Annotated in this window: 11 protein-coding genes; 5 read left to right on the top strand and 6 right to left on the bottom strand. The window is 55.8% G+C overall.

The features are described 5' to 3' along the window. The first annotated feature begins 15 nt into the window (after nucleotides 1-15). Together hemE and radA are read left to right on the top strand one after the other, a co-directional pair. Nucleotides 16-1,080: a uroporphyrinogen decarboxylase gene (gene hemE / locus Q9J79_RS00550; RefSeq protein WP_301911519.1), complete on the top strand. Its 1,065-nt coding sequence runs from the start codon at nucleotides 16-18 to the stop codon at nucleotides 1,078-1,080. A gap of 188 nt (nucleotides 1,081-1,268) precedes the next feature. After that, on the top strand, nucleotides 1,269-2,648 hold the full coding sequence (radA, locus tag Q9J79_RS00555) for a DNA repair protein RadA (RefSeq protein WP_301911518.1): 1,380 nt from the start codon (nucleotides 1,269-1,271) through the stop codon (nucleotides 2,646-2,648). Nucleotides 2,649-2,923: 275 nt separating this feature from the next. Here the strand turns inward: radA and Q9J79_RS00560 are convergent, their stop codons facing one another. From Q9J79_RS00560 to Q9J79_RS00580, 5 genes are all read right to left on the bottom strand, one after another. After that, nucleotides 2,924-3,403, bottom strand: a complete 480-nt coding sequence (locus tag Q9J79_RS00560; RefSeq protein ID WP_301911517.1) for a DUF302 domain-containing protein — start codon at nucleotides 3,401-3,403, stop codon at nucleotides 2,924-2,926. Then, on the bottom strand, nucleotides 3,400-3,525 hold the full coding sequence (locus Q9J79_RS00565) for a hypothetical protein (RefSeq protein ID WP_301911516.1): 126 nt from the start codon (nucleotides 3,523-3,525) through the stop codon (nucleotides 3,400-3,402). Before Q9J79_RS00565 ends, Q9J79_RS00560 begins: the two co-directional genes overlap by 4 nt. A gap of 4 nt (nucleotides 3,526-3,529) precedes the next feature. Continuing rightward, on the bottom strand, nucleotides 3,530-3,889 hold the full coding sequence (locus Q9J79_RS00570) for a rhodanese-like domain-containing protein (protein ID WP_301911514.1): 360 nt from the start codon (nucleotides 3,887-3,889) through the stop codon (nucleotides 3,530-3,532). A 38-nt stretch (nucleotides 3,890-3,927) separates the two neighbouring features. Further along, nucleotides 3,928-7,542, bottom strand: coding sequence for an exodeoxyribonuclease V subunit beta (gene recB, locus Q9J79_RS00575; RefSeq protein WP_301911513.1), 3,615 nt, complete (start codon nucleotides 7,540-7,542; stop codon nucleotides 3,928-3,930). A gap of 78 nt (nucleotides 7,543-7,620) precedes the next feature. Beyond that, nucleotides 7,621-8,529, bottom strand: coding sequence for a Dyp-type peroxidase (locus tag Q9J79_RS00580; protein WP_301673748.1), 909 nt, complete (start codon nucleotides 8,527-8,529; stop codon nucleotides 7,621-7,623). A 277-nt stretch (nucleotides 8,530-8,806) separates the two neighbouring features. On the opposite strand from Q9J79_RS00580, the gene Q9J79_RS00585 reads away from it, so the two are divergent. The 3 genes from Q9J79_RS00585 to Q9J79_RS00595 are packed head-to-tail and all read left to right on the top strand — an operon-like array spanning nucleotide 8,807 to nucleotide 11,105. Beyond that, nucleotides 8,807-9,634 carry an amino acid ABC transporter substrate-binding protein gene (locus Q9J79_RS00585; protein ID WP_301911512.1) on the top strand — a complete coding sequence of 276 codons (828 nt, stop codon included), beginning with the start codon at nucleotides 8,807-8,809 and terminating at the stop codon, nucleotides 9,632-9,634. Beyond that, nucleotides 9,624-10,340 (top strand): amino acid ABC transporter permease, encoded by a 717-nt coding sequence (locus Q9J79_RS00590; RefSeq protein ID WP_301911511.1) that lies wholly within the window; start codon nucleotides 9,624-9,626, stop codon nucleotides 10,338-10,340. The genes Q9J79_RS00585 and Q9J79_RS00590 overlap by 11 nt, the downstream gene beginning before the upstream one ends. A gap of 9 nt (nucleotides 10,341-10,349) precedes the next feature. Beyond that, the gene (locus Q9J79_RS00595) at nucleotides 10,350-11,105 is read left to right on the top strand and encodes an amino acid ABC transporter ATP-binding protein (RefSeq protein ID WP_304717612.1); all 756 of its coding nucleotides are present in this window, start codon (nucleotides 10,350-10,352) and stop codon (nucleotides 11,103-11,105) included. Nucleotides 11,106-11,160: 55 nt separating this feature from the next. On the opposite strand, the gene Q9J79_RS00600 is transcribed toward Q9J79_RS00595, so the two are convergent. Then, on the bottom strand, nucleotides 11,161-12,543 hold the full coding sequence (locus tag Q9J79_RS00600) for a phosphomannomutase/phosphoglucomutase (protein ID WP_304717613.1): 1,383 nt from the start codon (nucleotides 12,541-12,543) through the stop codon (nucleotides 11,161-11,163). Nucleotides 12,544-12,684: the final 141 nt, after the last annotated feature.

The raw sequence follows: 12,684 nt of genomic DNA on the forward strand, positions 1-12,684 counted from the left end.
AACCGAAAGCCCCACATGACCTCTTTAAAAAACGACACTTTCCTCCGCGCCCTGCTCAAACAGCCCGTCGAATACACCCCGATTTGGATGATGCGTCAGGCGGGGCGTTATCTGCCCGAATACAAAGCCACACGCGCGAAAGCGGGCAGCTTCCTCGATTTGTGCAAAAACACCGAATTGGCGACCGAAGTTACCATCCAACCTTTAGACCGCTTCGATTTGGACGCGGCGATTTTGTTCTCCGACATCCTGACCGTCCCAGACGCAATGGGCTTGGGACTGTATTTTGCCGAAGGCGAAGGCCCGAAATTCGAACGCGCCTTGCAACACGAAGCCGACATCGCCAAGCTGCACGTCCCCGATATGGAAAAACTGCAATACGTCTTTGACGCGGTAACTTCCATCCGTAAAGCACTGGACGGACGCGTACCGCTTATCGGCTTCTCTGGCAGCCCGTTCACGCTCGCCTGCTACATGGTCGAAGGCGGCGGCAGCAAAGAATTCCGCACCATCAAAACCATGATGTATTCGCGCCCCGATTTGCTGCACAAAATCCTCGATACCAACGCCCAAGCGGTTGCCGCCTACCTCAATGCCCAAATCGACGCGGGCGCGCAGGCTGTGCAGATTTTCGACACTTGGGGCGGCGTCTTGAGCGATGCGGCGTTTAAAGAATTCAGCCTCAAATACATCCGCCAAATCGTTGCCGGATTGAAACGCGAAAGTGAAGGCAGACGCGTTCCCGTCATCGTATTTGCCAAAGGCGGCGGGCTGTGGCTGGAAAGCATGGCAGAAATCGGCGCAGACGCATTGGGCTTGGACTGGGCGTGCAACATAGGCGAAGCACGCCGCCGCGTCGGCAACCAAGTCGCCCTGCAAGGCAACTTCGACCCGTCCGCCCTCTTCGGTACGCCCGAATCCATCCGCACCGAAGCCGCACGCATCCTTGCCGACTACGGACACGGCAGCGGCCATGTCTTCAACCTCGGACACGGCATCAACCAACACGCCGACCCCGAACACGCCAAAATCTTAGTCGACACCGTACACGAGCTGTCGTGGCAGTATCACGGCGGGTAAGCCGACAGGAAACTGCCCGATATGCCGTCTGAAGCCGAGAGATGGCCGGTTAGGGTAAAAATAAGGCAATGCGGCAATATCCGCCGTGTATGGATAGTACATGACGGCGGCGGTGTTGCCGCATTGGCGCAATCCCAACCGTCCCTATTTTCAGACGGCATTTTTGTTTTCAGATGCAGGGAAAACCGATGGCAAAAACGCTTAAAACCCTTTACCAATGTACCGAATGCGGCGGCACTTCCCCGAAATGGCAGGGCAAATGCCCGCATTGCGGCGAGTGGAACACGCTTCAGGAAAGCCTGGCCGCGCCCGAGCCGAAAAACGCCCGTTTCCAATCTTGGGCGGCGGACACTTCGACCGTCCAATCCCTCTCCGCCGTTACTGCGACCGAAGTGCCGCGCAATCCGACCGGCATGGGCGAACTCGACCGCGTATTGGGCGGCGGTTTGGTCGATGGTGCGGTCATCCTGCTCGGCGGCGATCCCGGCATCGGCAAATCCACGCTGCTGCTGCAAACCATCGCCAAAATGGCGCAAAGCCGTAAAGTGCTATACGTTTCCGGCGAAGAATCCGCCCAACAAGTCGCCCTGCGCGCGCAGCGTTTGGAACTGCCCACAGAAGGTGTGAACCTGCTTGCCGAAATCCGCATGGAAGCCATTCAGACGGCCTTGAAACAGCATCAGCCCGAAGTCGTGGTTATCGATTCCATCCAAACCATGTATTCCGACCAAATCACTTCCGCCCCCGGTTCCGTATCGCAGGTGCGCGAATGCTCCGCCCAACTGACGCGTATGGCGAAACAAATGGGCATCGCCATGATACTGGTCGGACACGTAACCAAAGACGGCGCGATTGCCGGCCCGCGCGTGCTGGAGCATATGGTCGATACCGTGTTGTATTTCGAGGGCGACCAACATTCCAACTACCGCATGATACGCGCCATCAAAAACCGCTTCGGCGCGGCAAACGAATTGGGCGTATTCGCCATGACCGAAAACGGTTTGAAAGGCGTGTCCAACCCGTCCGCCATCTTCCTCGCCAGCTACCGCGACGATACGCCCGGCTCGTGTGTTTTGGTTACACAGGAAGGCAGCCGCCCGCTTTTGGTCGAAATTCAGGCGTTGGTCGATGACGCGCACGGCTTTACACCCAAACGCCTCACCGTCGGACTGGAACAAAACCGCCTTGCGATGCTGCTTGCTGTGTTAAACCGACACGGCGGCATTGCCTGTTTCGATCAGGATGTGTTTTTAAACGCCGTCGGCGGCGTGAAAATCGGCGAACCGGCGGCGGATTTGGCGGTCATCCTCGCGATGCTTTCCAGCTTCCGCAACCGCCCTATGCCCGAAAAAACTGTGGTCTTCGGCGAAATCGGCTTAAGCGGCGAAGTCCGCCCCGTCGCACGCGGACAAGAGCGGCTCAAAGAGGCGGAAAAGCTCGGCTTCAAACGCGCCATCGTCCCCAAAGCCAATATGCCGCGCAATGCCAAAGAGTTTCCCAAGCTGAAAATCCACGGCGTTTCGAGTTTGCAGGAAGCCATCGATATTTGCCGCGACAGCAGGGAATAAACGGAAATGCCGTCTGAAATCAGGTTTCAGACGGCATTTGGTTTGTGGCGGATTGAAACAAGAAGGCATACCGGCGACAGATAAGATTTGCGGCAAAGTTGCCTGTGATGTGGCAAAAACGCACACGCCTATCATCCCTGTGAAGGCGGGAATCCGGAATCGTCCGTTTCGGCAATGATTGGAAATCACGGCAACCCAACCGCTTGGATTCCCGACTTCGCGGGAATGAGGGGCGTGTGCATTTGATTTCCATCCGCCATATGTCGGCGACGGGCTTATTCGCCTACGGTTTTTTGTATCAGTTTTTCGGCGTTTGCCAAAGTGTTTGCCACTTCGTCAAAACCGATGCGGCTGCCGGCGATGAGGGCGCGCGTATCGGTATAGGCGGCGCGTACTTTGCCGTCCGTTTCGGTAACGAGGACGCGCAGGGGCAGTTGCAGGGCGAAGGCGGGGTCTTTGACCATCAGCGGCGTACCGGCTTTGGGCGTGCCGAAGACGATGACTTTTGCCGGCTGCATCGTTAAGCCGTTTTGGCGGGCGGCTTCCTGATGGTCGATGACGGCAAAAATGTCCATCCCTTTGCTTTTTATGGCGGTTTCAAGGCGGCTGACGGTTTCGTCAAAACTGTATTTCGAGGTGAGGGTATGCGTGGTCATAGCGGTTTCGTTTTGGGTGGGCGGTTTGACGGCAGGGTGTGCCGAAGCGGTTGAAATGCAGAGTGCGGATGCGGCAATCAGGGGGAGTATGTGTTTCATCGTATTTCCTTATCGGTTTGTTTGTCAGGCTTCGGACGGGGCGGCACGCGCCGCGCCTGTGATGCCGTGCCGCGTGCCGGAACGCCGTATGCCGTCTGAAAGCCTGTCTTTTCAGACGGCATTGCGTCATTTCATCCCTTTTTTGAGCAGGTCTTCATAACCGCCGTGATTGACAACTTTTGTATAACCTGCTTTTTTCAGCTCTTGAAGGGCGGCTTCGGCACGCCGTCCGCTGCGGCAGTAGAGGTTGACCGGCGTGTCTTTGTCGGGAGCGGCTTCGTGTATGCGGCGGACGATTTGGTCGACGGGGATATTGACCGCGTTGTGCAAATGCCCTTCGCTAAATTCCTGTTCGCTGCGGACATCAATCCAAACGGCTGAATGTTGCGCGGTTTGGGCGGCGGATACGGGTTTTTGCGGGGCTGCCTGTGCGGCAAAGGCGGCTGAGGCAATGAGTGCGGCGGTAATCAGGTGTTTGATATTCATAGGGTTCTCCTGCGGTTGTCGTCTTAAGGGACGGGAAGTTATTTTATCTGTTCCAAAGCGGCGGCATCTATGTCCCAACGCCAAACGCCGCCGCCTTTGCCATCCAATCCGCGCAAAAACAGGTAGCGGACGGAAACGGCGGCGGGCGGTTGTCCGCGCAGTTTGAAGTAGCGCGCGGCGGCAACGGCGTAAATCAGTGCCTGAAGGTAATAGTGGTGGTGCGCGACGGCTTCGTCCATCGCCTGCCGCGTGTAGGCGGATGCGTCCGTACCGAGGTAGTTTGATTTGTAGTCGATGACGCAGATATTGCCGTCGGGGTCTTGGCAGACCATATCGATAAAGCCGTTTAAAAAGCCGTTGACGGTGTGGAAGTCGAGCGTTTCGGCGGCGGCACGGCAGACTTCGGGCAGCCTGATGTCGTCGCGGGCAAACCAGTCGCGCAGCCGTTTGAGGCCGAAGTCTTCGGTGTGGAGGGTAAAGCCCATTTCGGGACAGCGGCACTCGGGCGGGATGTCGGACAGGCCGTATGTCCCCGTCAGCGGCGTTTTTCGGCAGGCTTCCGCCATTTCGGCAACGGCGGGCAGCCATATTTCTTCAAAACCGTATTTTTTCAGCTTGTCGGCAATGAGGGTTTCCTGTTCGGCGGCTGCTTGTCCGAATTTGAAATCTTCAAGAATTTCGTGCAGGCACAGCCCCGCCTGAGTGCCTTTCGGAAAGTCGTGTACCGATATGCCGTCTGAAGCCGTCGGCGTTTCAGACGGCATCGCCGGTACCGAGGTTTCGGCGGCATCCAAGGACGGGCAGGCATCTTCTTCCCCGCCGTCGGGCGTTTGGGTATGGCGGCTTAAGGCGGTAAAGCTGGTGTGGCGGACAAATCGGAATCCGCGTTCGGGAATGCTGTTTGCGGCAAATTCGGCGGTTTGACCGGCATTGCCGCAATATACGGCAGGCGGCGGCGCATTTTCTGTGAAGGCGAAATTTGTGCCGGCCGGGGCGTTGTCCGCCACGCGCCGCCAGTTGCGTTTGAGCATCGCGATGCCGTCTTTTTCACACGCATAGGCACGGCGGACGGTTTCGCGGCTGTCTTGCGGCAAGCCTTCAATCAGGTAGGCGAGGGGGTTGTCGGCGGTATCGGAAGAATAGGCGGCGTAGATGTTGAGCTGTTCCTCGGCACGCGTCAGCGCGACATAAAGCAGGCGCAGGCGTTCTGCCATTTCTTCATCGGCGTATTGCTTCTGTTCGTCTTCCGACAGTTGCGCCTTTGCCAACAGTTCGGTTCGGTTTGCGCTTTGGTGGAGGATTTGCCAGTCGGACGGCCTGGTATCTTGCGCGTCCCACGCAAACGGACAGTACACCAGCGGATACTGCAAACCTTTCGAGGCGTGCATGGTAACGATTTTGACCAAATCTTCGTCGCTTTCCAAACGGATGGCGCGGTTGTCGCCGCCGTTGTTGCCGGCAAGGCTGATTTGGTCGCGCAGCCATTTGTGCAGCGCGGCGGGGTTGCGGTTTTGCGCGTCTTCGGCGGCAAGCAGTTCGAGCAGTTGGAAATAATTGGTCAGGCTGCGCCCGTTGTTCCGGCTTAAGAGGCGCGTTTCGATGCCGTGTGTTTGGGAAAACTGCTGCATAGCGGCGAAAATGCCGTATTTTTGCCATATGTCGAGCGCGGCTCGGGCAGATTCCGCCCAATGCAAAATCTCGCTTTCGTTTTGGTTGAAGTCGTGCAATTGCTGCGCGTCATAGCCGAATATGCTGCTTGTCAGGACAAAGCGCAGCGTTCCGGCGCGGCGCGGTTCGAGCCAGAAGCCGATGAGTGCGGAAAGGGCGGCGGCTTCGGGCGAGGCGAACACGGATTCGCGCGAAAGCAGGACGCTTTGCACCTGCCGTTTTTTCAGGGCGGCGGAAACCATCACCGCCTCGTTGTGCGTGCGGACCAGCACGGCAATATCGCCCGACTGCAACGGACGGCCTTTGAAATTCAGACGGCCTCCGGCGGCTTCGTTGAGCGCGTGGGCGATTTCGTCGGCGCAATAGTCGGCGGCACGGCGGCGCAAAACATCTTTGTTGGCTTTTTCATTGTCGTTTTCGTGCAGCCAACGGACCTGTACGGCAGGACGTTCGGGGGACAACCTGCTTTCGGCACGCGCCGCACCGACTTCCGAATAGCCGATGTTTTCCAAAACGAACGGGCGTTCTTTGAGGCGGAACAATGCGCCTATGCTGCCGATAAGCGCGGCGTGGCTGCGGTAGTTGGTGGCGAGCGTGTAGCGGTGCCGCGCATCTTCCGCCGCCTGAAGGTAGGCGTAAATGTCCGCACCGCGAAAGCTGTAAATCGCCTGTTTGGGGTCGCCGACCAGAAACAGCGGTCGGTTTTGGGAGATGAAGATTTTTTGGAAGATTTCGTATTGCAGCGGGTCGGTGTCTTGGAACTCGTCGATTAGCGCGGTTTCCCAGTTTTCGGCAACGGCGCGGGCGAGGCTTTCGGCGTGCGGATTGTCGGTCAGCGCGGTGTGGACATCGAGCAGCAGGTCGTCGAAACCGCGTTCGCGGCGCGATTTTTTCATCTCGGCAAGGCTGCGGTTGAGATATTCGATGAAATCCAGTTGCAGCCGGATTATTGTTGCTTCTTCCGCTTCTTCGAGTGCGTCCAAATCGCGCCCGAAGTCTGCCAGTTTCTGCAATTCGGCAAATGTTGCCGCATCGGGCGTTTTACCTTTTTTCAGTCCGGCTTCGAGTTTGTCGGACGCAAGTTTCAAGAGCCTGTCGTGCAGCTTTGCCTCCAAAAAGGGCAAATCCGGCGACAGGGCTTTTTGTTCCAATGCGTCGAACAGTTCGATAAAACTGTTTTTCCGATACGAATTGCCGTTTAAAAGGGGGTGGATGCGCCAAAACGTTTCTTTTAATTCAGCCAGATTTCCGCAAATGTTTTGCCAGCTTTCCAAAGCGTCGTCCCGGGCTTGCGGCAAATCCGCCTGCGGAAGGCGGAAACTCAGGTACGGGCGGGACAGGTAGGCGCGGATTTTGGCAAGGACGGTTTGCGGCACAGCTTTGCGTTTAAACGCCAATGCGGCAAGCACCGGATCGCCGCTGACGCGTTCCCGCCAAAAATCTTGAGCCGGGACAAGCAGGCGGTCGCCGTCTTCTTCGGTCAGTTCGATATCGAACGGTGCTTGGCACAGGAAGGCGTAGTCGCGCAGGATGCGCTGGCAGAAGCCGTGGATGGTGTAGATGGCGGCGTTGTCGAATTGCCCGATGGCGGCTTTGAGGCGGACAATCAGGCGCGTCCGGCCCTCTTTTTGCAAAGCCTGTTTTAAGAGTGCGGGCAGGAAGGTGTCGCCTTTGTGGTGTTCGGCGCAGTAGGCGGCAATGCCGTCTGAAAGCGCGCCGTCTCCAAGTTCGGCAATTTCTTTGCTTTCCAAAACCTGCAACACATCGTCCAAACGCGCGCGCAGGCGTGTTTTCAGCTCGGCGGTGGCGGCTTTGGTGAAGGTAACGACCAATACGCGTTCGACGCTTTTTTGTTCCAATACGATCAGGCGCGTAAACAGGGCGGCGATGCCGTAGGTTTTGCCGGTGCCGGCAGAGGCTTCAATCAGGTTGGTGCCGGTAATGGGGACGGTCAGCGGGTCGAATACTCGGATGGGTGCGGACATAGTGCGCGCTCGGGAAACGGTTGGACGGTAAAACGGGAAATGCCGTCTGAAAAAGGGTTTCAGACGGCATCGTCCGGCTTAGAGGTTTTGCAGGCGTTCGACAGACGGGGCGTAGTAGTATCCGCCCGAAACGGCGGCGGAGAGATGCCGGAGCAGCAGGTCGGTTTTGCCGTCCGTATCGCCGAACATACTCAATAATTGCGCTTCGATATTGTGCAGCGTGCGGCAGTATGCGGTAAACATCAAACCGTGTTCGCCGCTGATTTTGCCGAAGGGCAGGCTGCGGCGGACGATTTTCAGACCGATGCCGTTTTCTTTCAGGTTGACGCGGCCGAGGTGCGAATCGGGCAGGCGGACATCTCGGCCGAATTCGTCGTCGGTTTCCTTGCTGCGTCCGACGGCGGCTTCCTGTTCGGCAACGGGGACGGCATCCCATTTTTTCAAATCGTGCAGGTATTTTTGCAGCAGGACATAGCTGCCGCCTGCATCGGGTTTTCCTTTGGGGATGATGGCGACTTCGCGGATTTTTTCATCGCCCTGCGGGTTTTCCGTGCCGTCGACGAAACCGTCCAGCCCGCGATCCTGATACAGACGCAAACCGTGTTCTTCGGACGCGACGCATATGCTGTCGCCGAATGCGCCCAAAACGGATTGGGCAAGCGCGTAGGCGGCGTTTTGGCGGAAGGATTGGATGTGGATGTACATATCGTGCTGCGTGGACGGCGCAAGCCCGTTACCCATTTCGGGGAAGGGTTTGATTTCACTGCCTTCGCCCGTATGTCCGAATGTTTCCCAGGCTTTGCTGCCGAAGGCAATGGTCAGACCCAGAATATCGTCCGGAAAACGGGTTTTCAAGGCGGATAACGCGTCGAGCGAAGCGCGGCAGGCGGCTTTAATATCGTTGAGGCGGTTGGCGGCGAAGTCGGCTTCGATAAAGATGCCGGCCTGGGCGTGGTCGGGAATGATGGCGGATTGGGGCGTGTTCATGATGTTCATGATGTTCCTTTTTGGTGTCATCTGTTTCGGGTGGATTATAGCACCGAATCGGCAGGCGGATTTTGCCGGGACGGCGTGCGTGAATCCGCTGTTTGCGTACCTGATGCCGCTTTTCGGTTTCGTGCCGCCCGCCGCCTTTATTTCCGCTTCCGGCGGCTTCGGCATATCTTTCCCATTCCGGTTTGGAATAGCCATATAAAAAAGTATTCTTTGTGTTTGCCGCAATTTCACTTAGAATGCCGCACTTGCACACTTTTTACAGGAGAGGATGATGTTGGAAAAATTCGTACTCGGCGGCATTGCCGCATTGGTTTTGGCGGCCTGCGGCGGTTCGGAAGGCGGCAGCGGAGCATCTTCCGCGCCTGCACAATCGGCAGCTTCCGGTTCTTTAATCGAACGCATCAACAATAAAGGCACGGTTACCGTCGGCACGGAAGGCACTTACGCGCCGTTTACCTACCACGACAAAGACGGCAAACTGACCGGTTACGATGTGGAAGTAACCCGCGCCGTGGCGGAAAAACTGGGCGTGAAAGTCGAGTTTAAAGAAACGCAATGGGATTCGATGATGGCGGGTTTGAAGGCGGGACGTTTCGACGTGGTGGCAAACCAAGTCGGCCTGACCAGCCCTGAGCGTCAAGCGACATTCGACAAATCCGAACCTTACAGCTGGAGCGGTGCGGTTTTGGTTGCGCGCAAAGACAGCAACATCAAATCCATCGATGACATCAAAGGCGTGAAAACCGCACAATCCCTGACCAGCAACTATGGCGAAAAAGCCAAAGCGGCAGGCGCGGAACTCGTACCGGTGGACGGTTTGGCGCAATCGCTGACCCTGATTGAACAAAAACGCGCCGATGCGACGTTGAACGACGAATTGGCGGTTTTGGACTATCTGAAGAAAAACCCGAATGCGGGCGTGAAAATCGTTTGGTCTGCCCCTGCTGACGAAAAGGTCGGCTCCGGCTTGATTGTCAATAAAGGCAATGATGAAGCATTGGCCAAATTCAGTACGGCAATCAACGAGCTGAAAGCCGACGGCACGCTGAAAAAACTGGGTGAACAATTCTTCGGAAAAGACATCAGTGTTCAATAATTTTCTTGCTTCACTGCCGTTTATGACGGAAACACGCGCCGATATGATTGTCAGCGCGTTTTTGCCTATGGTCAAAGCCGGCTTCGCGGTGTCTCTGCCTTTGGCGGCAGCTTCTTTCGTTATCGGTATGGTTATTGCCGTAGCCGTGGCTTTGGTGCGGATTATGCCCGCCGGCGGCATTATGCGGAAAATCCTGCTGAAATTGGTGGAATTTTATATTTCCGTCATTCGAGGTACGCCGCTGTTGGTGCAGCTTGTGATTGTGTTTTACGGGCTGCCGTCCGTCGGCATCTATATCGATCCGATTCCTGCCGCCATTATCGGCTTCTCGCTCAATGTCGGCGCATACGCTTCCGAAACCATACGCGCGGCAATTTTGTCCGTACCTAAAGGCCAATGGGAAGCAGGTTTCTCCATCGGCATGACCTATATGCAGACTTTCCGCCGCATCGTTGCGCCGCAGGCATTCCGCGTCGCCGTGCCGCCTTTGAGCAACGAGTTTATCGGCTTGTTCAAAAACACCTCGCTTGCCGCCGTGGTAACGGTAACGGAGCTTTTCCGTGTTGCCCAAGAGACGGCAAACCGCACTTACGACTTTTTGCCCGTCTATATCGAAGCCGCATTGGTTTACTGGTGTTTCTGCAAGGTTCTGTTCCTGATTCAGGCACGTTTGGAAAAACGTTTCGACCGTTATGTCGCCAAATAAGGAGTTGTTATGATTAAAATCCGCAATATCCATAAGACCTTTGGCGAAAACACTATTTTGCGCGGCATCGATTTGGATGTGGGCAAAGGGCAGGTGGTCGTCATCCTCGGGCCTTCCGGCTCAGGCAAAACGACGTTTCTGCGCTGCCTAAACGCGTTGGAAATGCCCGAAGACGGACAAATCGAGTTCGACAACGAGCGACCGCTGAAAATCGATTTTTCTAAAAAACCAAGCAAACACGATATTTTGGCACTGCGCCGCAAATCAGGCATGGTGTTTCAACAATACAACCTCTTTCCGCACAAAACCGCCTTGGAAAACGTAATGGAAGGACCGGTTGCCGTACAGGGCAAGCCTGCCGCCCAAGCGCGCGAAGAGGCTCTGAAACTGCTGGAAAAAGTCGGCTTGGGCGACAAAGTGGATTTGTATCCCTACCAGCTTTCCGGCGGTCAGCAGCAGCGCGTCGGCATTGCCCGCGCATTGGCGATTCAGCCCGAGCTGATGTTGTTTGACGAACCCACTTCCGCGCTTGACCCCGAGTTGGTGCAAGACGTGTTGAACGCCATGAAGGAATTGGCGCGGGAAGGTTGGACGATGGTCGTCGTTACCCACGAAATCAAGTTCGCGCTGGAAGTTGCCACGACCGTTGTCGTGATGGACGGCGGCGTTATCGTAGAGCAGGGCAGCCCGAAAGAGTTGTTCGACCACCCCAAACACGAACGGACGCGGAGATTTTTAAGCCAAATCCAATCTGCCAAGATTTGATTAACCATTTATGAAAAATGCCGTCTGAAACTTTCAGACGGCATTTTTTCTATTTTTACAGAGGCCAGATTAGATTCGGATTGCTTTCGATGACGGCTTTGAACTGGTTTTGAATACGCTCAATCGCTTCTTGCGTATCCGCTTCAAAACGCAATACCAAAATCGGCGTGGTATTGGAAGCACGCATCAGTCCGAAGCCGTCGGGAAATTCAACGCGCAAGCCGTCGATGGTGATGATTTCGGTCGCACCTTCAAACTTGGCATGGGCAGCCAACTCTTCAATCACTTTGTGGCCGTTGCTGCCTTCCGGCAGGTCGATGTTGAGTTCCGGAGTGGAAATGCTTTGCGGCAGCTTGTTCAACACTTCGGACGGATTATCGAATGCAGACAGGATTTCCAAGAGACGCGCGCCGGCGTACAGGCCGTCGTCGAAGCCGAACCAGCGTTCTTTGAAGAAGATGTGTCCGCTCATTTCGCCGGCAACCAGCGCGCCGGTTTTTTTCATGGCGGATTTGATAAAGCTGTGGCCGGTTTTTTCCATGACGGGTTTGCCGCCGTGTTCTTTAATCCAAGGCGCAAGCAGACGGGTGGATTTGACATCGAAAATCACTTTGGCTTTAGGATTGCGGCTTAACACGTCTTGCGCGAACAGCATCAGTTGGCGGTCTGGGTAGATGATGTTGCCGTCTTTGGTAACCACGCCCAAGCGGTCGGCATCGCCGTCAAACGCTAGGCCGATTTCGGCATCGCTATTTTTGAGCTCGACGATGAGGTCTTGCAGGTTTTTCGGTTTGGAAGGATCAGGGTGGTGGTTAGGGAAATTGCCGTCCACTTCGCAGAAAAGTTCGGTCACTTCGTTGCCCAAACCTTTGTAGAGTTTGCCTGCAAATGCGCCGCCGACACCGTTGCCTGCGTCGATGGCGATTTTCATGGGGCGTTTGAGTTTGATGTGGCCGACGATGTGGTTGTGGTATTCGCCGGAGATGTCTTTTTCGGTTACGCTGCCTTGTTTGTCGGCAGCAACAAAACCGTCTTTCTCAACAATAGCTAAAAGTTCTTGAATGGCTTCGCCTGCGAGTGTGTCGCCGCCAAGCATCATTTTGAAACCGTTGTAATCAGGCGGATTGTGGCTGCCGGTAATCATCACGCCGCTGCCACCGCATTCGTTAATGGCTGCGAAGTAGAGCATAGGGGTGGCAACCATACCGACGTTGAGAACGTCGATGCTGCTGTCGGTCAGGCCGCGTTGGATGTGTGTCATCAGTTCGGGGCCGCTCAAACGGCCGTCGCGACCGAGTGCGATGCGGGTAATACCTTTTTCGGCGGCTCTGGCGGCGATGGCCCTGCCGATGAGATAAGCGGCATCGTCGGTCAGGGTTTTGCCGACGATGCCCCGGATGTCGTAGGCTTTGAAGATGTCGCGGGCGATGCTTGCCATAAGGTTTCCTTTGTGTCCGTTTAGGAAAAACGGGCATATTTTAACATAGCGGTATGCCGTCTGAAGGCTTGCGTCCGGTTTTCAGACGGCATAGCACGGTTACATCAAATAATATGCCGTCTGAAATAAAAGCAGCCTTTG

Source organism: Neisseria viridiae (assembly GCF_962747995.1).
Classification (GTDB): domain Bacteria; phylum Pseudomonadota; class Gammaproteobacteria; order Burkholderiales; family Neisseriaceae; genus Neisseria; species Neisseria viridiae.